At 63.8% G+C, this 18,757-nt stretch carries 21 protein-coding genes and 1 pseudogene; 14 read left to right on the top strand and 8 right to left on the bottom strand.

Going from position 1 to position 18,757, the window contains the following annotated elements; all coding sequences use genetic code 11:
• Positions 1 to 161 precede the first annotated feature (161 nt).
• The gene (locus ACVMDN_RS12890; protein WP_057017247.1) at positions 162 to 1,292 is read right to left on the bottom strand and encodes an Mrp/NBP35 family ATP-binding protein; all 1,131 of its coding nucleotides are present in this window, start codon (positions 1,290 to 1,292) and stop codon (positions 162 to 164) included.
• A 57-nt stretch (positions 1,293 to 1,349) separates the two neighbouring features.
• Positions 1,350 to 1,787 (bottom strand): VOC family protein, encoded by a 438-nt coding sequence (locus ACVMDN_RS12885; RefSeq protein ID WP_016843272.1) that lies wholly within the window; start codon positions 1,785 to 1,787, stop codon positions 1,350 to 1,352.
• A gap of 203 nt (positions 1,788 to 1,990) precedes the next feature.
• Between ACVMDN_RS12885 and ACVMDN_RS12880 the strand changes: the two genes are divergently transcribed.
• From ACVMDN_RS12880 to ACVMDN_RS12865, 4 genes are all read left to right on the top strand, one after another.
• Positions 1,991 to 2,863 carry an NAD(P)-dependent oxidoreductase gene (locus tag ACVMDN_RS12880; RefSeq protein ID WP_076826435.1) on the top strand — a complete coding sequence of 291 codons (873 nt, stop codon included), beginning with the start codon at positions 1,991 to 1,993 and terminating at the stop codon, positions 2,861 to 2,863.
• Positions 2,864 to 3,158: 295 nt separating this feature from the next.
• Positions 3,159 to 4,766 (top strand): sensor histidine kinase, encoded by a 1,608-nt coding sequence (locus ACVMDN_RS12875; RefSeq protein WP_057017245.1) that lies wholly within the window; start codon positions 3,159 to 3,161, stop codon positions 4,764 to 4,766.
• A gap of 256 nt (positions 4,767 to 5,022) precedes the next feature.
• The gene (locus ACVMDN_RS12870) at positions 5,023 to 5,226 is read left to right on the top strand and encodes a DUF1289 domain-containing protein (RefSeq protein ID WP_028334232.1); all 204 of its coding nucleotides are present in this window, start codon (positions 5,023 to 5,025) and stop codon (positions 5,224 to 5,226) included.
• A gap of 25 nt (positions 5,227 to 5,251) precedes the next feature.
• Positions 5,252 to 5,842: a TIGR02281 family clan AA aspartic protease gene (locus tag ACVMDN_RS12865; protein WP_076826434.1), complete on the top strand. Its 591-nt coding sequence runs from the start codon at positions 5,252 to 5,254 to the stop codon at positions 5,840 to 5,842.
• A gap of 22 nt (positions 5,843 to 5,864) precedes the next feature.
• Here ACVMDN_RS12865 and catC read toward each other — a convergent pair whose 3' ends face one another.
• Positions 5,865 to 6,155, bottom strand: coding sequence for a muconolactone Delta-isomerase (gene catC, locus ACVMDN_RS12860; protein WP_141342335.1), 291 nt, complete (start codon positions 6,153 to 6,155; stop codon positions 5,865 to 5,867).
• 88 nt (positions 6,156 to 6,243) lie between these two features.
• The gene (locus tag ACVMDN_RS12855) at positions 6,244 to 7,821 is read right to left on the bottom strand and encodes a 4-hydroxyphenylacetate 3-hydroxylase N-terminal domain-containing protein (RefSeq protein ID WP_141342334.1); all 1,578 of its coding nucleotides are present in this window, start codon (positions 7,819 to 7,821) and stop codon (positions 6,244 to 6,246) included.
• Positions 7,822 to 8,072: 251 nt separating this feature from the next.
• On the opposite strand from ACVMDN_RS12855, the gene ACVMDN_RS12850 reads away from it, so the two are divergent.
• The 5 genes from ACVMDN_RS12850 (at position 8,073) to ACVMDN_RS12830 (ending at position 12,481) form a co-directional block, all read left to right on the top strand.
• Entirely contained in the window at positions 8,073 to 8,690 is a 618-nt protein-coding gene (locus tag ACVMDN_RS12850; RefSeq protein ID WP_246786706.1) for an FAD synthetase, read from the top strand.
• The gene (locus ACVMDN_RS12845) at positions 8,687 to 9,211 is read left to right on the top strand and encodes a flavin reductase family protein (RefSeq protein ID WP_141342333.1); all 525 of its coding nucleotides are present in this window, start codon (positions 8,687 to 8,689) and stop codon (positions 9,209 to 9,211) included. The genes ACVMDN_RS12850 and ACVMDN_RS12845 overlap by 4 nt, the downstream gene beginning before the upstream one ends.
• 71 nt (positions 9,212 to 9,282) lie before the next feature.
• Positions 9,283 to 10,152 (top strand): intradiol ring-cleavage dioxygenase, encoded by an 870-nt coding sequence (locus ACVMDN_RS12840; RefSeq protein WP_141342332.1) that lies wholly within the window; start codon positions 9,283 to 9,285, stop codon positions 10,150 to 10,152.
• 67 nt (positions 10,153 to 10,219) lie between these two features.
• Positions 10,220 to 11,398 carry a muconate/chloromuconate family cycloisomerase gene (locus ACVMDN_RS12835; protein WP_141342331.1) on the top strand — a complete coding sequence of 393 codons (1,179 nt, stop codon included), beginning with the start codon at positions 10,220 to 10,222 and terminating at the stop codon, positions 11,396 to 11,398.
• Between the two features lie 186 nt (positions 11,399 to 11,584).
• Entirely contained in the window at positions 11,585 to 12,481 is an 897-nt protein-coding gene (locus ACVMDN_RS12830; protein WP_076826426.1) for a LysR family transcriptional regulator, read from the top strand.
• A gap of 9 nt (positions 12,482 to 12,490) precedes the next feature.
• On the opposite strand, the gene dusA is transcribed toward ACVMDN_RS12830, so the two are convergent.
• Positions 12,491 to 13,486: a tRNA dihydrouridine(20/20a) synthase DusA gene (gene dusA / locus ACVMDN_RS12825; protein WP_256520561.1), complete on the bottom strand. Its 996-nt coding sequence runs from the start codon at positions 13,484 to 13,486 to the stop codon at positions 12,491 to 12,493.
• A gap of 134 nt (positions 13,487 to 13,620) precedes the next feature.
• On the opposite strand from dusA, the gene ACVMDN_RS12820 reads away from it, so the two are divergent.
• From ACVMDN_RS12820 to ACVMDN_RS12810, 3 genes are all read left to right on the top strand, one after another.
• The gene (locus ACVMDN_RS12820; protein ID WP_233475717.1) at positions 13,621 to 13,881 is read left to right on the top strand and encodes a hypothetical protein; all 261 of its coding nucleotides are present in this window, start codon (positions 13,621 to 13,623) and stop codon (positions 13,879 to 13,881) included.
• A gap of 750 nt (positions 13,882 to 14,631) precedes the next feature.
• On the top strand, positions 14,632 to 15,297 hold the full coding sequence (locus ACVMDN_RS12815; protein ID WP_076826722.1) for a hypothetical protein: 666 nt from the start codon (positions 14,632 to 14,634) through the stop codon (positions 15,295 to 15,297).
• On the top strand, positions 15,294 to 15,884 hold the full coding sequence (locus ACVMDN_RS12810; protein ID WP_076826425.1) for an RES family NAD+ phosphorylase: 591 nt from the start codon (positions 15,294 to 15,296) through the stop codon (positions 15,882 to 15,884). The genes ACVMDN_RS12815 and ACVMDN_RS12810 overlap by 4 nt, the downstream gene beginning before the upstream one ends.
• A 27-nt stretch (positions 15,885 to 15,911) precedes the next feature.
• Here the strand turns inward: ACVMDN_RS12810 and ACVMDN_RS12805 are convergent, their stop codons facing one another.
• Positions 15,912 to 16,154, bottom strand: coding sequence for a DUF3363 domain-containing protein (locus ACVMDN_RS12805; RefSeq protein ID WP_244558751.1), 243 nt, complete (start codon positions 16,152 to 16,154; stop codon positions 15,912 to 15,914).
• A 20-nt stretch (positions 16,155 to 16,174) separates the two neighbouring features.
• Here ACVMDN_RS12805 and ACVMDN_RS12800 point away from each other — a divergent pair.
• A pseudogene (locus ACVMDN_RS12800) lies at positions 16,175 to 16,414 on the top strand (DUF2000 family protein); the annotation flags it as partial.
• A 209-nt stretch (positions 16,415 to 16,623) separates the two neighbouring features.
• On the opposite strand, the gene ACVMDN_RS12795 reads toward ACVMDN_RS12800, so the two are convergent.
• Positions 16,624 to 17,418: an enoyl-CoA hydratase/isomerase family protein gene (locus ACVMDN_RS12795; protein WP_141342328.1), complete on the bottom strand. Its 795-nt coding sequence runs from the start codon at positions 17,416 to 17,418 to the stop codon at positions 16,624 to 16,626.
• 189 nt (positions 17,419 to 17,607) lie between these two features.
• On the opposite strand from ACVMDN_RS12795, the gene ACVMDN_RS12790 reads away from it, so the two are divergent.
• Positions 17,608 to 18,117, top strand: coding sequence for a ParB N-terminal domain-containing protein (locus ACVMDN_RS12790; RefSeq protein ID WP_141342327.1), 510 nt, complete (start codon positions 17,608 to 17,610; stop codon positions 18,115 to 18,117).
• Positions 18,118 to 18,336: 219 nt separating this feature from the next.
• On the opposite strand, the gene ACVMDN_RS12785 is transcribed toward ACVMDN_RS12790, so the two are convergent.
• The gene (locus ACVMDN_RS12785) at positions 18,337 to 18,738 is read right to left on the bottom strand and encodes a Zn-ribbon domain-containing OB-fold protein (protein WP_141342326.1); all 402 of its coding nucleotides are present in this window, start codon (positions 18,736 to 18,738) and stop codon (positions 18,337 to 18,339) included.
• Positions 18,739 to 18,757: the final 19 nt, after the last annotated feature.

Below are 18,757 nucleotides of genomic sequence, written 5' to 3'. Positions count from 1 at the left end.
CGTGGCCGCCTTCCGCTGATCGAAGGGTGGTACGATTCGGCCACTCCTGCATAAACATACAGGCCGGAACCGATTCAGCAATCGTCCAAACGCCACGGGCCTGTGAAGAAAGCCCGCCGGGCTCCCGACGCTTCGCGACCAATCGGCCCAGCAGCGCAGGCTCAGGCAGCCGCGATGACGCCTTGCAGCTGCTCACGGACCTTGCCGCCGATCGCGCGGTAGATCGCCGCGTGCGGGCCGTCCGGTTCGCTCTCGACCACCGGGTTGCCGGCATCGGAGGCGGTGCGGATCGCGATGTGCAGGGGAATCTCGCCGAGGAACGGCACCCCCAGCTTCTCGGCTTCGTGGCGGGCGCCGCCATGGCCGAAGATATCCGAGCGGGTGCCGCAATGCGGGCACTGGAAATAGCTCATGTTCTCGACGATGCCGAGCACCGGCACGCTGACCTTCTTGAACATCGCAAGCCCGCGCCGGGCGTCGATCAGCGAGAGGTCCTGCGGGGTCGAGACGATGACGGCGCCCTTGAGCGGAACGTTCTGCGCCAGCGTGAGCTGGGCATCGCCGGTGCCGGGCGGCATGTCGACCACGAGCACGTCGAGCGTGCCCCAGGCGACGTCGCGCAGCATCTGGGTGATCGCCGACATCACCATCGGCCCGCGCCAGATCATCGCGGTGTCCTCCTCGACCAGGAAGCCGATCGACATGATCGACAGGCCGAAGCGCTGCAGCGGGACCATCTTCTTGTCGTCATTGAGCTGCGGCTTCTCGCGGATGCCGGTCAGCCGCGGCACCGACGGGCCGTAGATGTCGGCGTCGAGCAGCCCGACGCGCAGGCCGAGGTCGCGCAGGCCGAGCGCGAGGTTGAGCGCCGTGGTCGACTTGCCGACGCCGCCCTTGCCGGAGGCGACGGCGATGACGGCGGAGATGCCGGGGATCTCGGCCTGCCGGGCCATCGGCGATTGCCCGCCGGGCGGATGCGGATGGCGATGGGCGGACGCCGGCGGGACGCCGCCGGCCGGCCGCGGCGCCGGTGCCGCAGCGCCCGCCTTGCGCTCGGCGGTCAGCGCGATCATCGCGACGCTGACGCCGGGAATGGCGCGCACGGCATTCTCGGCCTGCGCACGCACGCTCTCCCAGGCGCGGGCCTCCGCGGCGTCGACATTGATCGAGAAGAACACCTTGCCGTCGGTGACCGTGATCGCCGACAGCACATTGGCGTTGGTCAAGGCTGTGCCGCGTGGCGACATCACCTTGGCAAGGCAATCGAGGACCTGTTGCTGCGTCACGCTCACCGCGCATCTCCTGGAAAGTTCAAGAGACCGACCCATAGAGCGTTGCAGCGCAAAAGGCTACCTCGCTCCGACGTCGTCCCGCCGCTCGGCCGGCGCGGCGGAGCCGCCTTCCTTGGCGGCCTCGTAGTTCAGCTCGATCATGACCCCGTTGGGGTCGTTGACGAAGATCTGCCAGAGATCGCCGCCGGGAACCTGGCGCGAGTCGAATTCCATGCCCTTGGACTGAAGCCGCTGCCGCATCCCATCGAAGCCCTGGCTGGCAAAGGCGACGTGATGGACGACGCCCGAGTCAGGCTTTTGTGCCTCGTCGGTCGCCGAAATATCGACCAGATGCACGACCGCCTTGCCCTCGCTGTACATCCACGCACCGGGGAACGCGAAGTTCGGCCGCGCGCCCTTTTCCAGGCCCAGGATGTCCTCATAGAACCGCACCGTGGCGGAGAGATTCCGGGTCCGGATATTGAAATGATCGAGCACACCGACGCTCATGCCCATGCGATACACTCCCTTTTTTGTGAAGTTCGTTGGTGGCCCAATCCTAGCACAAAACCGCCTTCTGCCATCCCACCAAGGCCGTTGCCCTCCGCTGCACAGGGGGTATGGTGCGGCTCCTTCCATGGACGGAATGCCCTGCCCGCCGCGACGTTTTCCGGCGGTCTCAAGGGGCGATCACCACGGCAAATCACAAGGTAACAGATATGGCTAAAGTCGCTTTCCTCGGTCTCGGCGTGATGGGTTTCCCGATGGCGGGACACCTCGTGAAAAAAGGCGGCCATGAGGTCACCGTGTACAACCGGACCGCGGCGAAGGCGAAGGAATGGGCCGACAAGTTCGGCGGCAAGACGGCGCCGACCCCGAAGGCCGCCGCCGAAGGCCAGGATTTCGTGATGTGCTGCGTCGGCAACGACAACGACCTGCGCGCGGTCACGATCGGCCCCGACGGCGCCTTCGCCGGGATCAGGAAGGGCGCGACCTTCGTCGATCACACCACCGCCTCCGCCGAGGTCGCCCGCGAGCTCGATGCCGCCGCGACCAAGGCCGGCTTCAAATTCGTCGACGCGCCGGTGTCGGGCGGCCAGGCCGGCGCCGAGAACGGCGTGCTGACTGTGATGTGCGGCGGCAGCGAAGACGCCTATGCGGGCGCCGAGCCGATCATCACCGGCGCTTACGCGCGGATGTGCAAATTGCTCGGGCCGGCGGGCGCCGGCCAGCTCACCAAGATGGTCAACCAGATCTGCATCGCCGGTCTGGTTCAGGGCCTGTCGGAGGGCATCCACTTTGCCAAGAAGAGCGGCCTCGACGTCGCCGCCGTGATCGAGACCATCTCCAAGGGCGCGGCGCAGTCCTGGCAGATGGAGAACCGCTACAAGACCATGAACGAGGGCAAGTACGATTTCGGCTTCGCGGTCGAGTGGATGCGCAAGGACCTCTCGATTGCGCTGGCGGAGGCCCGCCGCAACGGCGCCACCCTGCCCGCCACCGCGCTGGTCGACCAGTTCTATGCCGAGGTCGAGAAGATGGGCGGCAAGCGTTGGGACACGTCGAGCCTGCTGGCGCGGCTGCAGCGGTAACACTTCCCACCATTTCGTCATGCCCGGGCTTGTCCCGGGCATCCACGTCTTTGGATCCACGAAAAGCAAGACGTGGATGGCCGGGACAAGCCCGGCCATGACAACATGGAATTGTCAGACCCGGCGTGCGCGTGTGCGCCCGCCATCGCACAACAGCGGGACCCCCGCGCAAAAGTTAATTTAACTCCCCGTTTACGCTTTTCCTTAGCTCTTTAAGGCAACGCTTAATGATTTAGCGTCACAGATAGACAATGCAAAAAGCCCGCGCGGTTCGTGGGCAGGATTTGTGTTGTTGATGAGTAATCCCGCAGAAAAGCCTGAAGTTGTAGCGCTTCCGGCAGGACCTCAGGTGACGGTGCCGGTGAACAGCCGGCGCGTCGCCGCGCAGCGGGTGCGCGAGGCGCGGGATCGGTTAACGTCAACCAGTGGAACCCGCCCGGCGTTCGACGCCGAACTGCTCCGTCAATACGCCCAGACCCGGATCTCGGCGTCCTACGTCGTGATGCTGCTCGTGGTGGCAACCGGCGTGCTGTTTGGCCTCTGGATGAAGCCGATCGTGGCCGGCGCCTGGACAGTCGGCATCCTCTGCGTCCATCTCGCGATCATCCGCAGTTGTTCCCGCTTCCTCGCCGAACCAACCTCGGTCGCGGTCACCCGCAAATGGCGGACTCGCTTCGTGCTGCTCGACCTGCTCTACGGCCTGTGCTGGACCGCGATCCTGATCCACCCCGCCGGGCGCGATCTCGCCTCCAACACGCTGATGATGTTTTTGATGCTGCTGGTGATCGCGGTCTCCAGCATGCTGGCCGCGAGCCTGCCGATCGCGGCCCTTGCGGCAACGGTTCCGGTGACGGTCGGGATCGCGCTCGACCTCGTGCTCAATGGCGCGTTCGACAATTACGTGCTGGCGCTGCTGGCGCTTGCGGCCGAAGGCTATTTCGCCTTGCTCGCGCACCGCCTGCATTCGACCACGCTGGCGACGCTGGAGGCCCGCGCCGAAAAGGATGCGCTGATCGGCGAGTTGGAACAGGCCAAGGCGATCTCGGACGAGGCGCGGCACCGCGCCGAGTCCGCCAACGTCGCCAAGTCGCGCTTCCTCGCCCAGATGAGCCACGAACTGCGCACGCCGCTCAATGCGATCCTCGGCTTCTCCGAGGTGATGAAGAGCGAGATTTTCGGCGCGCACACCGTGCCGGTCTACAAGGAATATTCCGCCGACATCCATAATTCCGGCGTGCATCTGCTCAATCTCATCAACGAGATCCTCGACCTGTCGCGCATCGAAGCCGGCCGCTACGAGCTGAACGAGGAGGCCGTGGCGCTGGTGCATGTCGTCGCCGATTGCCACCATCTCCTGAAGCTGCGCGCCTCCAGCCGCGGCATCACCATCCACGAGGTGTTCGAGCACGGCATGCCGAGGATCTGGGGCGACGAGCGCGCCATCCGCCAGGTCGTGCTCAACCTGCTCTCCAACTCGATCAAGTTCACCCCGCAGGGCGGCGAAATCTGGCTGAAGGTCGGCTGGACCGCGTCGGGCGGGCAATATCTGAGCGTCAAGGACACCGGAAGTGGCATCGCCGAGGACGAGATCCCGGTCGTGCTGGCCTCCTTCGGCCAGGGCTCCAACTCGATCAAGTCGGCGGAACAGGGCGCGGGCCTTGGCCTGCCGATCGCGAAAAGCCTGATCGACATGCATGGCGGCACCTTCACGCTGAAGTCGAAGCTGCGCATCGGCACCGAAGTGATCGTCACCTTGCCGCCGGAACGGGTGATGAGCGCGCTGGCGCCGATGGCGGAAGAAGCGCCGCCGATGCAGCCGCCGGAGCCCGTCGAGCCCGCGATGGGCGCCGACCGGAAGCGCGTGCGCCGCAAGTCGATCATGAGTGCCGGCACCGGATTGTAGAGCATGTCGCGGAAGATCGTGACGCAGTTATCGATAGAGCCCTTTCCGTTCCGATCGATTCGGAACGGGGCTCCAGATCTTGGTTCTGACGCGCTCTCTCTACGCGAACCGGTATCCACTTCGCTCGAAAACGCTTTGGCAACAAACCCAAGGCGTTCGCGCCAGGACCATGCTCGCGACAAAATGCCGAGGCGTGATGCAGCATCCCATGTCAACCGGCTTGCACCGGCCGCCGAAACCGTTCAACACTTGAACAATGAGCTCAGAGACGCCGTGTATCGCAGTCTGCATGATGGACCCCAGGACGAAGCTCTGCTTCGGCTGTGGCCGCACGCTTCCGGAGATCGCGCGCTGGCACAAGATGGACCGCGCGGAGCGGCTATCGGTGATGGCGACGTTGCCGGCGCGCATGGCCGAGGCTGGGCTCGAGCGCATGGAGCCGCGTCCGAAGCGCGCGTGATCGGCGTTGCGGCGGGAGTGGCGCCGTGACCCGTATCCTCCTCGTCATCGTGCTGCTGATGGCAACCGCCGGCGCCGTCGTTGCCTATGGCGACCCCGAGCAGATCGCCCGCGCCAGGGAGAATCTGACCCAGATCTTCGGCCGCAGCATCACCGCCTCAGCCTCGACCTCCAGCTCCGCCCCCGCCGTGCAGATCGCGCGCGGCCAGGGTGGCGAGTTCGCGTTCCGCGCCAAGATCAACGGCGTCAGCGCCCCGATGGTGATCGACACCGGCGCGACCTCGGTCGTGCTGACCTGGGAAACCGCGAAAGCGATCGGGCTGCCGATCGATATGCTCGAATACAATGTCGACCTCGAGACCGCCGGCGGTCACACCAAGGCGGCGCGGCTGACGCTCGACCGGCTCGCGGTCGGCAAGCTGGTCGAGAAATCGGTGCCGGCGCTGGTGGTGCAGCGCGGGCAGATGAAGACCAACCTGCTCGGCATGAGCTTCCTCGACCGGCTCGAGAGCTGGGGCGTTCGCGCCGACACGCTGAGCCTGACCGGCTACCCCGATGTCACCGGCAGCATCAACACCTCAAGCCGCCACCGGCGCGCGCGCACGGCCGTCGACTAGCGCGACGGCGCCTACTCCACCACTACCGGTCGTCGTCGTGGATCGACGACGGGTGCCGGCACAGCGGCGTGACCTGGATCTCCATGAACGGAAACAGCGGCAGGCTGGACAGGATGTCGTGCAATTCCTGCGCGCCGGAGACGTCGAAGATGCTGACATTGGCGTAGCGCCCGGCCACCCGCCACAGATGGCGCCAGGCCCCGGTACGCTGCAGCTCCATGGCACGGACGCGTTCCGCCGCCTTCAGCGCGTCGACCTTCTCGACCGGGAGATCGTGCGAAACCCGCACATCCATTTCGACGTGGAACAGCATGACAAGTGAACCCCTTCTGCAACAAGATGGAACAGCGTGGAGCCGCCACGCAACTTGTGGCGGCTCCATTGATCCGTCTAACAAATCGTCAGCCCTGCACCAGACCGCGGCTGACGAGGTTGATGTCGTCGGGGTTGACGAGGTCCTTCGCCGTCCAACCGGAGACGTCGTAGTCGCTCATGCAATTGCGCACGAAATCCTGCATGGCGCCGAGGTCGCCGGTGGCGCTCGCGGCCATCAGCGTCTCGACGCGCAGGTTCTCGTAATTGCCCGCATAGTTGCGCTCGTAGAGCTCATGCCGGCCGCCGAACTCGGAGCCGACCGCGTCCCAGAGCAGCTTCAGCAGCTTGATCCGGTCGATCGCGGCATAGCCGTTGGAGCCGCGCACGAAGCGGTCGAGATAGGGCCGGATCGCCTCGCTCTCCAGATCGGCCGAGCTCGACGGCAGATAGATCAGGCCGCTCGCCACATGACGCTCGATCAATTCCTTGATCCGCGGATAGGCCATCGGTGCGAACACGCGATAGGCCAGCCCGTAGTTCAGATTCGGCAGATTGTAGCCATCGGTCCCCTGCCAGGCGATCGGCGATTTCACCATCGCATCGGCAATGCCGTGGAACAGATTGCGCCAGGCGATCACCTCGCCCACCGCCGTCTGCACGCCGCGAAAATCCTTCGACCCGGTCGCCTCGACGGCCATCGAGAACAGGCCGGCGATGAAGTCGAGCTTGACGGCAAGCCGTGTCACGCCGTGCAGCGTGAACCGCGGGATGAAGCCCGAGGCCGGGAAGAACTGGTTGATCTTGTCGGCGTCGCCATAGATGAAGACATTCTCCCAGGGCACCAGCACCTTGTCGAACACGAGAATCGAGTCGTTCTCGTCGAAGCGGCTGGACAGAGGATAGTCGAACGGCGAGCCGGTCGCCGCCGCGGTGAATTCGTAGGACGAGCGGGCAATCAGCTTGATGCCCTTGGCATCCATCGGCGCCGTGAAGATCAGCGCGAACGACTTGTCCTTGATCGGAATGCCGTAGTGGGCGATGAAATTGTAGTGCGTCAGCGCCGAGCCGGTCGCGACCACCTTCGCGCCCGAAACGATCAGGCCGGCGTCGGTCTCCTTCTCGACATGCATGAAGACGTCACGCACCTCCTCGATGGCGCGGTCGCGATCGATCGGCGGATTGACGATGGCATGATTCCAGAAGTCGAGACGCTCCTGGGTCCGGGCATACCACTTTTTCGCATTGCCGGCGTAATCGCCATAGAAGCTTGAATTCGCCCCCAGCGTGCCGAGGAACGACGCCTTGTAGTCCGGCGAGCGGCCCATCCAGCCGAACGCAACCTTCTGCAATTCGGCAATCGCATCGCGGCCCTTGACGAGGTCGTCGGCCGTCTTCGAGCCGAGGAAGAACGGATGGGTCAGCTGTCCCGAGCCGGTGTCGGTCAGGACGCCGATCTGATCCTTCTTCTCATGGAAACGGTCGTACCAGCGCGCCACCATCCGCGCCGAATTGCGGAAGGCTGGATGCTGGGTGACGTTCTTGACGCGCTCGCCGTAGATGTAGATTTCCCGGCCATCCTGGATGCTGTCCAGGAATTCCGCACCGGTATAGACGCTGGTGGTCGACGCTGGCACGTCGGCCCGCAGGGCTGCTGCTGTAGTCATGGGTTTCTCCTCCGCTTGTGTCGCTGGACCGGCGGCGTTGCCACACCGGCCTTAAGACCATCTCGTCACGCTCTTGGACGGCGTGACATCGGAGGAAACGCTACGCGCTCACCCGAAGCGGGCGAAAGGTATCACACGATACCGCGCAGACCGGCCTGGCTCGGGCTATGACTCGATGGCACGGACCGGACGGCAGGGATCGTTCGGCCGGCGCAAGCCGCAGCTGATGCAGCACGGCAAGGGAGCGAACCATGGGCAAGGGTTTTGACAGCAGCGCTGTCGCTTTCCATCGCGATGGGAAATTGGCCCTCGACGCCTGCGTCGTGACCATCGGCGCATTTGACGGCGTCCACCGCGGCCATCAGGAGCTGCTGCGGCAGACCATCGCGGCAGCGCGGCGCCGCGGCATTGCAGCCGTGGTCTACACCTTCGATCCGCCGCCAAAAGTGTATTTCGGCCAGGCCAAGCCGCTGATTTCGCTTCGCGAAAAACTCGAGCGCATCGCAACATTCGCGCCTGACCACGTCGTCGTCGCCGATTTCAACCAGATCTACGTCCGGCGCACCGCGCTCGATTTCCTCGCCGAATTGCAGCTTCTGCGACCACGCGAAGTCATCGTCGGCGAGGATTTCCGCTTCGGGTCCTGCAAGGGCGGCACCGCGCTGCTGTTGCGGCAGCACTTCAACACCCGCATCCTGCCGCCGGTGCGCTGCGGCAATGGCGAGATCGTCTCCAGCAGCCGGATTCGCGCCTTGCGACGATCCGGCCTTGCCGCCACCGCGGCGACGCTGGAAAACTGGCGGGATATCGTGACCGCGCCACCGGCCAACCGATCCGGTTTGGCCCAACTCGAGGTCGCAAGCCAATGACCGCCATCGATCCGCGAGAGTTGCGCTATGCCTGTGGCCAGTTCGGCACCGGCGTCACCATCATCACGACACATTGCGAGGGCCGCGATCACGGCATGACGGCCAACGCCTTCATGTCGGTCTCGCTCGATCCGCCGCTGGTCGCGATCTCGATCGCGAAGAGCGCGAAGATGCTGTGCAACATCCAGAACACCGGCCGCTTTGCGGTCAGCATCCTCGCCGAGGGCATGGAGGATCTCGCCTGGCATTTCGCCGGCAAGCCCAAGCTCGACCTCTGTGACGTGTTCGAGCGCCGCAACGAGTTGCCCGTCATCGCCAACGCGGCAGCGTATTTCGTGACCGATCTCGCCGATGAGATCGTCGCGGGCGACCACACCATCTTCCTCGGCCATGTTCGCGAGATGGCGCTGGAGCCCGGCAAGAAGCCGCTGCTGTTCTGCCGCGGCCGCTTCGGCGGCCTTGCCGATCCGCACCCTGCACCCGCGACGCTGGAGAATGCCGCTTACGAATTTGTCTGGTGAGACCAGCAACCGATATTCCCGAGAACGGGAATGCAAGTTTGAGGAAACTGCAAAAAAAAGGAGGAACGACCATGCTGAACGTCAACAAGGACACCATCACCGACCACGTGATCGCCGCGCTCTCCAAGGACATTCCGGATCGCAACCGGCAGATCATGACGAGCCTGATCCGCCACATGCACGACTTCTGCAAGGAGGTCGACCTGACCTTCGCCGAGTGGTTCGCCGCATGCGAATTCCTGCGCCGCGCCGGCGACATCTCGGACGAGAAGCGCAACGAGTTCATCCTGATCGCCGACATCCTCGGCGTCGAGGTGCTGGTCGACATGCTCGATCATCGGGTCACCGACGGCGAGAGCGAGTCGACCGTGCTCGGACCGTTCTACCGGGAAAACCCGCCGGTGCTGCCCAAGGGCGCCTCCATCATCAAGAAGACGTTCGACAACGCGCAGACCGTCAAGGTCTCAGGGCGCATCAGCGACACCGCGGGGCGGCCGATCGAGGGCGTCACGATCGACGTCTGGGAAGACGCGCCGAACGGCCTCTACGACCTGCAGGATCCGGAACAGCCGGCCTACAATCTGCGCGGACGCTTCACGACCGAGGCCAACGGCGAGTATGCCTTCATGGCGCTCCGCCCCGAGCCCTATCCGATCCCCTATGACGGCGCCGGCGGCGAGCTGCTGAAATATATGGGCCACCATCCCTGGCGTCCTGGCCACATCCATTTCATGCTTTCGAAGGACGGCTATCAATCGCTGATCTCGCAGATCTACGATTCCGAGACCAAGTATCTCGACAACGACTCGGTGTTCGCCGTGAAGCAGAGCCTGATCGGCAAGTTCGCCAAGGCCCCCGCCGGCGCCGACACCGATCTGGTTCTCAACTTCGACTTCAAGCTCAAGAAAGCCGCCGTCGAACGGCTCGTCGCGGCCGAGTAAGACCCGTTACGTCCTGGCAGGCCCATCAGCCTGGCAGGGCTCACTCTGAACTGACCTGCGAGGACATATGAGTCGTGCCGTGATCGAAATCGCCGAGCCCGTGGAGCGCGTGCAGGCTCACGCGAAGGACACTGCGATCCGCAGCATCCGCGCGACCATCGTGGAGGCACCGACCCGCCGCCGGCACAAGCTCTCGAACACGGAAGTCACGCATCAGGGTTACGTGCTGGTGCGCGTCCTGCTCGATAACGGCGTGACGGGCATCGGCGAAGCCTCGACGCTCGGCGGGCCGCGCTGGGCCGAGGAGAGCGTGGAGTCGATCAACGCCGCGGTCACGAATTATCTGGCGCCGGCGCTGCTCGGACAGCCTGCGCTCGCCTTCGAAGCCAATGCCTTGCGCATGAGCAAGGCCGCCACCCGCAATTTCGCCGCCAAGGGCGCCATCGAGTCCGCCCTGCTCGACGCCACCGGCAAGACGCTGGGCCTGCCCGCCAGCGTGCTGCTCGGCGGCGCCGTGCGCGAACGCATGGAGGTGATCTGGGCGCTGGCCTCGGGTGACAGCAGCCAGGAGGTGGAAGAAGCGAAAGAGAAGCTGCGGCGCCGCGAACACCGCCAGTTCAAGATCAAGTTCGGCTTCAACCGCCCGCAGGTCGATCTGAAGCGGTTGCAGGCGCTGCGCGCCGGTCTCGGCGATGAGGTGCGCCTGATCGTCGACGTCAACCAGGGCTGGACCGAGGCCGAATGCATCCGTTTCATGCCCGCGCTGGAGGAGCTGGATGTTGCCCTGATCGAACAACCGGTGTCGGCGCTACAACTGGAAGCGATGGCGCGGGTCGCGGCCCGCACTTCGATCCCGTTGCTGGTGGACGAAGCGGCTTTCACCAAGGAGGAAATCGCGCGCGCGGGCGCGATGGGCTGCGGCAGCGTCTACTCGCTGAAGCTCGTCAAGAGCGGCGGCCTGTTCGAGATGAAGCGCGCCGCGGCGGTCGCCAGCGCGCACGGCCTCGAGCTTTATGGCGGCTGCCTGCTGGAGAGCAGCATCGGCGCGGCGGCGCATCTCGCCGCCTTCGCCACCATGCCCAGGCTCGAATGGGGCACCGAACATTTTGGTCCGCGAATCCTGGTGGAGGATCTGGTCGTCAAGCCGATCAGATTCGACGAGTTCGAAATCTGCGCCCCTGACGGCCCCGGTCTCGGCGTAGAGGTCGACGAGGACAAGATCCGCGCCTTCGCCCGGAAGGACTAGCCGGATGGCGTCGTTCCCGCGGACAATTGACAATCCACGGGCCCACGCCCAGTCTTCGCGTCGGAACCGTCGTCTCGATCGTGAGCACATGACCACGCGATATCGAACCCGGCAGGATTTTTCCGCCGCTTCCGCGGAAGCGCGCGAGCAAGCGTTCGGCTAGCCGTGCCCGATCGCGACGATGTCATGGATCTCAGGCGGCTGGTCTATTTCGTCGCCGTCGCCGAAGAACTGCATTTCGGCCGTGCCGCATCGCGGCTCGCGATCGCGCAGCCGCCGCTCAGCCGGCAGATTGCGCAACTCGAGAGCGATCTCGGCGTCATGCTGATCGACCGGAGCCGCAGCCAGATCCGGCTGACCCAGGCCGGCAGCGTTCTTCTGGAACGTGCGCGCGACGTGCTGGAGCGGCTCGACCGCACGCACCGCGAGATCAAGCGGATCGGCGAAGGCTTTTCCGGGCACCTGCGCGTCGCCTTCGTCGGATCGGCGACCTATGGCGTGCTGCCAAGCGTGATCCAGGCGTTTCGTTCGGCCTATCCTGACGTCGAGCTCGCGCTTTCGGCGATGAACAACGCCGAGCAGAAGCGCGCGGTGATCCAGCGCGAGATCGATATCGCCATCGCCCGCCCCTCGCTCGACGACGAGGAGCTGAAGTCCGAGCCGCTGCTGCAGGAGCCGCTGATCCTCGCGCTCTCTGACACTTCGCCCCTGCTCGAGCAAAAGGTCCCGCGGCTGGCGGCGCTGAAGGCCGAGACGTTCGTCCTCTACCCGCGCAAGCCGCGCCCGAGCTTCGCCGACCACATCCTCAATATCTGCCTCGAAGAAGGCTTCATTCCGAAATCGCAGGTGCTGGCCCAGGACTATCAGACCGCGATCAGCCTGGTGTCGGTCGGCGTCGGCATCGCGCTGGTGCCGAAATCGGTCTCGGAGGCAGAGCGACCCGGCGTCGCCTACCGCGCCTATGAGGGACACAATCCGGGCACTGCGCTGTCGCTGAACTACCGGCGCGACAACCGGATGCCGCATCTGTTCAATTTCCTGAAGGTCGCACAAGACGTCACGCGGCGTCAGCGCAAGCCATAACGATCGCCCTCAGGCCGCGACCGCCGCCGGCGTGCGATCGTCGACGCATGCGATCGCCTCGCGCAGCACATCGATGTCAGCCCCCGGCCGAACGCCGTTCTCCGCGAGGTGCCTGCGGAACGCACGCGCGCCCGGGACGCCATGGAAGGCGCCGACGAAATGCCGCGTGATCGAATGCAGTCGCGTGCCTTCGGCAAGCCGCCGCTCGATATAGGGCAGCATCGCCGCGAACACGTCCTTCATCGTCACGTGCGGCGCAGTCTCGCCGAACAGCTCGGAATCGACGGTGAGCAGCCGCCACGGCTCCTGATAGGCCGCCCGCCCCAGCATCACGCCATCGACATGCGCCAGATGCTGCTTCGCTTCGGCGAGGCTCGTGATGCCGCCGTTGATGATGATTGGCACATCCGGCAACGCCGCCTTGAGGCGATAGACCCGATCGTAGTCGAGCGGCGGGATGTCGCGGTTCTCCTTCGGCGACAATCCGTTGAGCCAGGCCTTGCGCGCGTGCACGACGAGCGCGGCCGCGCCCGCGGCAATCACGGCGCGCGCCAGCGTATCGAGCGCGACTTCCGGATCCTGGTCGTCGATGCCGATCCGACATTTCACTGTGACGGGAATCCGCACCGCGCGCTTCATCGCCGCAACGCCTTCGGCGACCAGCGCGGGCTCGGCCATCAGGCAGGCGCCGAAGCGGCCATCCTTCACCCGATCGGAGGGACAGCCGACATTGAGATTGATCTCGTCGTAACCGAACTGCTCGCCGATCCCTGCGGCGGTCGCCAGATCGCGCGGGTCGGAACCGCCGAGCTGCAACGCCACCGGATGCTCGCTGGCATCGAAGCCGAGCAGCCGTGCCCGGTCGCCGTGGATAATGGCGCCGGTCGTCAGCATCTCCGTATAGAGCCGCGCCCGCCGCGACATCAGCCGATGGAAGACCCGGCAATGCCGGTCGGTCCAGTCCATCATGGGTGCCACAGAAAAGAGATAGTCTTGCGATTCCAATGATTTACCTTAAGCTCTCAATGGGATGTAACAAGAACGAGCACCCGCCAAATTGCTGAATTTGCACACGTTTGTACCCGTTTTGACCTCTCGACGCACACGTATCGCACACCGTTTGGGAAAAGCACACGACCATGGCCACCTTCACTCAGTTGCCGTCAGGGAACTGGCGGGTCCAAGTTCGCCGCAAGAACCGTTATGTGGCAGAGACCTTTCGCCGCCGCAAGGACGGCGAGGAATGGGCGCTCGACGTGGAGCGCAATATTGATCGTAGCGGGTCACCCAAACCGCGCGCTGCCGTAAAAGCGAAGACCTTCGGCGACATCATTGATCTGCACATTCAAGACATGCGCGAGTCGGCCGCCCCCCTCGCCGATCCAAAGCGGCCGTACTGAAGGCGCTCAAGATTGCAAACAGCGCGCCCGCAATGCCGCCAGCCGCGGCGATAGCCCCGCCCTCCTCAAATATCTCGGGCTCATAGGCGAACCACCATTCGAACAATCGCCAGGGCAGGTAGACCGGATAGCCGCTAATGGCGAACACGGCGCGCCAAGCCGCGCCTGAAATCCGAGCGCCGCCGCCGTCCATTGCGTCGCTCCCCATGTCGACGCGATGACGATGCCGAAGACAACGGTGATCTGACCGACGTAGATTTTTGCCGGAAACATTGTCCGCCCCACTCGACGCTCGCAACGAGCGCGGCTGAAAAGCGGGATGACGGCTCGCATTCAACCTGAATAAAAATCGCCGTCGGCAACGAGATCCGGCTCGATCAAACCCATCGAAGCAAGATCATTGTCGCGGCAGTCTCGGCGTGGGTGAGGAAGCTCCTCAATTGAAGGTGAATGGCATGATCAAACTGGATCACTGGTTCGGCCTTGCCCAGGATTGGTGATCGCGCATGCGCACACCGGCGAATGAACGAATCGAACGAGGGCCGCTTGTGCCTTCAACGTCGATGGTCGCATCGACCGTCAGCCTGAAAAAGGGCGCACGGTGACGAAAGCACTATCGCCGCGCGACGGGCTGCGCGATGGCAGCGATCTCGTACACGGATCAAGTATACTACTATAATACCTCTGTTGTGGTTTGTCAAAGTTGACAAGGTTGCATTCGATACCGATATTGAAGGCGGAGTTCAGCTCATGTCCAAGGCACAGTCAAAGCCCTCCGGTACCGAGGATCTGTCCGTCCACGAGGACGGTGTGATGATGGTACTTAAGCAGAAACCCGCGGCCCTGAAGAGCCTCGCGCTTCCTGCCGACGCGCAGGTCGCCATCGTTTCCAAAAGCGTGACCGCACTGCAGAAGGTGCGTGAGCAGAACAAGCAACTAACGGGGCAAGCATTCCGGTTCTTCTCCGAGGCGGCGAAGAAAACCGCTGTCGTCAACAAGGACGCATTCGCGCCCAATGCCCGCGCGCTCGCCGTTCTCGAGGGCGTCCGCATTGCGCAGGAGGATCTTCGGCGATCCGGCGGTGCGTATGATCTGGACCAGGTCAGAACGCTCCTGCGGGGCATCTCCCGGCAGGCCGTCGACAAGCGCGTGCAGGAAGGCAGCCTCCTTGCGGTACCGGGTCCCAGCAACCACCGAAGCTTTCCGACGCTTCAGTTCAACGTCGACGGGACCGTCGTCGAAGGTCTCAAGTCCGTCCAGGAGGCGCTGCCGACCAACAACCCCTGGACGGTTCTGAACTTCCTCGCCCAGCCTGACGACCGGTTGGGTGGCCGCAAGCCGATCGACCTCCTGAGGGAAGGCAAGGTTGAACTTGTGGTCGAGGCCGCCCGGCGCATGGCTCAGCAAGGCGCGTGAGCGCTCCGCTGCCGCCGGACGATCTCGATCGTCGCCGTCCCCGCCAGGTCCGGCTGCGGGCGGGTACGGTCGTTCACCGGTTCTACACCGCCGGGTACGATCCAATCTTCTTCGATACATCGCGTCTCGGCCGGCTGAATGCGCCCGACGGGAGCTATGGCGTTCTCTATGCCGCCCGAGAGCCTTTTGGCGCCTTCGCGGAGACGTTCCTCCGCGTGCCGGGACGGACGCTGCTCGACCCCAGCCTGCTCCGTCGCAAGGCCTATGCTCGCCTCAAGATCACGGCAGATCTTTCGCTGGTCAGACTGGCCGGCCCCTCCCTCGCCATTCTCGGCGCGACCGCCGAGCTGGTGCATGGCGGACTGCCTTACGACGTGCCGCAGGCCTGGTCGAAGGCGCTTTTCAGCCATCCGCTCAATCCCGATGGCATCGCCTATTACGCCCGCCACGACGACGAAGGTCTCTGCTATGCGCTGTTCGATCGCGCACTCAGCTCAGTCAGAGAAATCGATCGACAGACCAACCTCGATCAGGACTGGTTCTGGCGCCTTGCGCAGCGATACAGGGTCGGACTTGCACCCGGCTAGCCGCGTCGAAGTCGGAGAGGCTCTGGACTAGCGTCCGATGCCGCGCTTCATTCCGATCGACCAGGAAATGCCCTCTCCGCCGACGCTGCCGCTGACGAGTTGGCCACGCGCGCGCTCCAGAACCGGCCGCCAGGGCACCAGGACGAATTCGCGCGACTGCTCGATCAGCGCGTACCGTCCGCTACTGAGCGTGAGCATTCGCTTGTAGACGCCGCTGAGGCTGTCGCCGGCCCTGACGTTGCGATATTCGCGCCCCGTAAGCTTGCCCACACAGTGCAAACCGTCCGGTACCAATTCTGCAAGCCACGCCCGAAGCGCTGTCCGTACTGCTGACGCGCGCGCAGCCATTGGCGAGCGGCGCCGTTTTGGTCCCCTTTCCTCAATTCGCCAGGGGACTCCACCGCTTTGAGGACTATCTCGCCGAATTTCCGCTGCGCGCGCTCTCGAACGAGACGATTGACGGCTTGGGCTTCTACGGGCCCGAGAAATGGGTTCGGTCGCTGACCGGCAATTTGAAGCTCTTGCGCTGAAGATAACGCCCCGTCGTGAACCTGAGGACTGACCTCATCATGAGCATGGTCGTGTACCCTTACGCCATGGCGCCATCCCCGCTCAAGCATAGCTGCGAGGTGCTCTCGTTGGGATATTAAGACTTCCAGCCCTCGTGAGCCACGTTTCAAGCTCACCGGGAAGCCCTCGCGTGCGAGCGTCCGGCTACCTCAAGGGGAGCCGTGTGACATTAGAGCTTCTGTATTTCGGCTGGTGGTCGGCCGGCCCGCAGGCCTTCCCGAGCCGAAGCTGTCCTCATCACGGTGGAAAAGCTTTTGCGCTCGTCAGCCAGGCCTTCGGCCAACGGACGGTCGAGAGCTGACCGGGTAAGGCGCTTGGCAAAGGCCAGGCCTTCGGCACTTCGGCCCGATAGCTCAGCGCCGATCTCAAGGGAACGCGCGAGCGGATCGGCGACGACCTCATGCACAATTCCGATTTCGTGCGCGCGCTGTCCCGTCACTGTCAGGCCACGAAGGATCATCTCGAGCGCCCTGGCCTCTCCAACGATCCTGGGCAAACGCTGTGTACCGCCACCACCCGGAAAGATGCCGATGCGCGTTTCCGGAAGCCCAATTGCCGTAACACTGCTCCCGGCGATGCGCAGGTCGCAGGCCAGCGAAAGCTCGAAGCCTCCTCCCATGCACAGGCCATTGATAGCCGCAATGACCGGCTTGTCGACCGCTGCAATCGCATCCGTCAGCGCGTGGAAACCGGGTGGTCGAGGACCAGGCGACGGCGGGGCGCGAGGCGCTCCGCGCTCAATCGCGTCTGCGGCCTCAGAGAGTTCCCCAACGTCGTAGTGACGGATGAAGATGCCAGGTAGGCCCCCTGTAATGACAATGACCCGGACCGATAGGGCCATCCCTGCAGCGGCTACCGCATCGAACATCTCAGCCGCCCCGACGGCCGTCATGGTGCCGAATGGGGCGTTAGCATAGGTGATGACACGGATCGCGTCGTGATCCTGGATGGAAACAAGGCGCATAGCCTACTCTCACTGCAACCGCTCGCCGGACAATCACGCGTTGGCGCTGCACCGCTCAGAATGCGCCCGGCTCCCGCACCGATCAAGCCTCGGCGCGCTAAGATTGCCATTGCAGCCGCGCGGTTCATTCTTAAAATCCTGCCTCTCCGGCATACGTTTCGGACGGGCCTGTACAGCGGAGTAGACGTTATGCCCAAACCGGAAAGCTTCCCAATCGAGAAGATCTACGTTCCCGTGAAAAGAAGGAAGGCAATCAAGCCTCAAGTCGTCGAGGAGATCGCTGGAAGCATTCTGGAAATCGGACAACAAACCCCCATTCTCGTCAGGCCCGACGAAGACCGCTTCGTTCTGGTCGAGGGACTACAGCGGCTCGAAGCTTGCAAGGCGCTTGGAGAGACGACGATTGTGGGAATCGTGGTCTCGGCGGAGGATGCTCAGCAAAGGACGCTCTTGTCCGAGGGACCCGAAGCAGATGCAGAACGCGACAAGATGGCGCGATTGAAAAAGCTGCGTCTTGAGAAGGAAGCTGCAGAAAGTTCGAGTGCTGCCTTGAACCGGACGGATAAGCAGCGAGCCCGCTCGGCAAGGGGCGCGGGCGAGAACCCGAGAACAACGCCAAGCCGGACCTCAGCGCCGACGCCGAAAAAGACGTTGTCAGATTGGATCGCCCAGCAGAAGCGCGACGGTGGCCGTTATTGATTGCCCGCCTTCGGTCCTGCATCCAACGTCATCTAGCTGGCGATGGATTTTTCTTGATCTCTCGCTGCTCAAGCGATCTTCTAAGCCACAGCAATACTTGAACTTTCGCCCCATCCATCCTGCGCTCGTTTGAGCCAGCTTAAGCCAAGAGAAATAACGTCGACACACCGGGTCCGGCTCGTCTGCGTCTGGATTATTCTTGCCAATCCACAAAACTTGTTAGCCGGTCGAGTGACCGTCCACCCGGTCAGCGCCTTGCTTCAGCCGCCATTGCAGCAACGAAAAGGATGGATCGGACTCCGGGTGATGTTCGAAGACTCCTCCAACCTCAGTTCCGATGACCACGGTCTGGCGCGGATCGCCCAGCAGATTACCCACCATGCGCACGCCACCGGCGTGTGGTAGCTCGACGAGCAGCGCGAGATACGGGCCGTGCTGCTTTAGCGCCGGGTATGACGGATGCCACACGCGTTCCCAACTGTAGATGCGGCCGGTCGGCTCGACGTCCGTCCACCTAAGGTCAAAGGAATGACAATTGTGGCAAATCCATTCAGGCCCGAACTGCCAGGAACGGCAGCGGACGCAGCGTTGCACCAGCAGGCGGTTTTCCCGCAGGCCCATCCAATACGGCGCCGAAAGC

The sequence above is a fragment of the Bradyrhizobium sp. USDA 4510 genome, assembly GCF_054059095.1.
The sequence above is the reverse complement of the archived record's forward strand: the minus strand, read 5'-3'. Positions and strand labels throughout refer to the sequence as shown.

Excerpts from the sequence above, each read along its gene's own strand:
- ACVMDN_RS12795 (WP_141342328.1), bottom strand. The coding sequence starts at position 17,418 with ATGCGCCTTGTTTCCATCCAGGATCACGACGCGATCCGTGTCATCACC.
- ACVMDN_RS12785 (WP_141342326.1), bottom strand. The coding sequence starts at position 18,738 with ATGGGCCTGCGGGAAAACCGCCTGCTGGTGCAACGCTGCGTCCGCTGC.
- ACVMDN_RS12815 (WP_076826722.1), top strand. The coding sequence starts at position 14,632 with ATGTCCAAGGCACAGTCAAAGCCCTCCGGTACCGAGGATCTGTCCGTC.
- ACVMDN_RS12880 (WP_076826435.1), top strand. The coding sequence starts at position 1,991 with ATGGCTAAAGTCGCTTTCCTCGGTCTCGGCGTGATGGGTTTCCCGATG.
- catC (WP_141342335.1), bottom strand. The coding sequence starts at position 6,155 with ATGCTGTTCCACGTCGAAATGGATGTGCGGGTTTCGCACGATCTCCCG.
- ACVMDN_RS12840 (WP_141342332.1), top strand. The coding sequence starts at position 9,283 with ATGCTGAACGTCAACAAGGACACCATCACCGACCACGTGATCGCCGCG.
- ACVMDN_RS12845 (WP_141342333.1), top strand. The coding sequence starts at position 8,687 with ATGACCGCCATCGATCCGCGAGAGTTGCGCTATGCCTGTGGCCAGTTC.
- ACVMDN_RS12870 (WP_028334232.1), top strand. The coding sequence starts at position 5,023 with ATGAGCTCAGAGACGCCGTGTATCGCAGTCTGCATGATGGACCCCAGG.
- ACVMDN_RS12820 (WP_233475717.1), top strand. The coding sequence starts at position 13,621 with ATGGCCACCTTCACTCAGTTGCCGTCAGGGAACTGGCGGGTCCAAGTT.
- ACVMDN_RS12875 (WP_057017245.1), top strand. The coding sequence starts at position 3,159 with ATGAGTAATCCCGCAGAAAAGCCTGAAGTTGTAGCGCTTCCGGCAGGA.
- ACVMDN_RS12790 (WP_141342327.1), top strand. The coding sequence starts at position 17,608 with ATGCCCAAACCGGAAAGCTTCCCAATCGAGAAGATCTACGTTCCCGTG.
- ACVMDN_RS12850 (WP_246786706.1), top strand. The coding sequence starts at position 8,073 with ATGGGCAAGGGTTTTGACAGCAGCGCTGTCGCTTTCCATCGCGATGGG.
- ACVMDN_RS12830 (WP_076826426.1), top strand. The coding sequence starts at position 11,585 with ATGGATCTCAGGCGGCTGGTCTATTTCGTCGCCGTCGCCGAAGAACTG.
- ACVMDN_RS12885 (WP_016843272.1), bottom strand. The coding sequence starts at position 1,787 with ATGGGCATGAGCGTCGGTGTGCTCGATCATTTCAATATCCGGACCCGG.
- ACVMDN_RS12855 (WP_141342334.1), bottom strand. The coding sequence starts at position 7,821 with ATGACTACAGCAGCAGCCCTGCGGGCCGACGTGCCAGCGTCGACCACC.
- ACVMDN_RS12835 (WP_141342331.1), top strand. The coding sequence starts at position 10,220 with ATGAGTCGTGCCGTGATCGAAATCGCCGAGCCCGTGGAGCGCGTGCAG.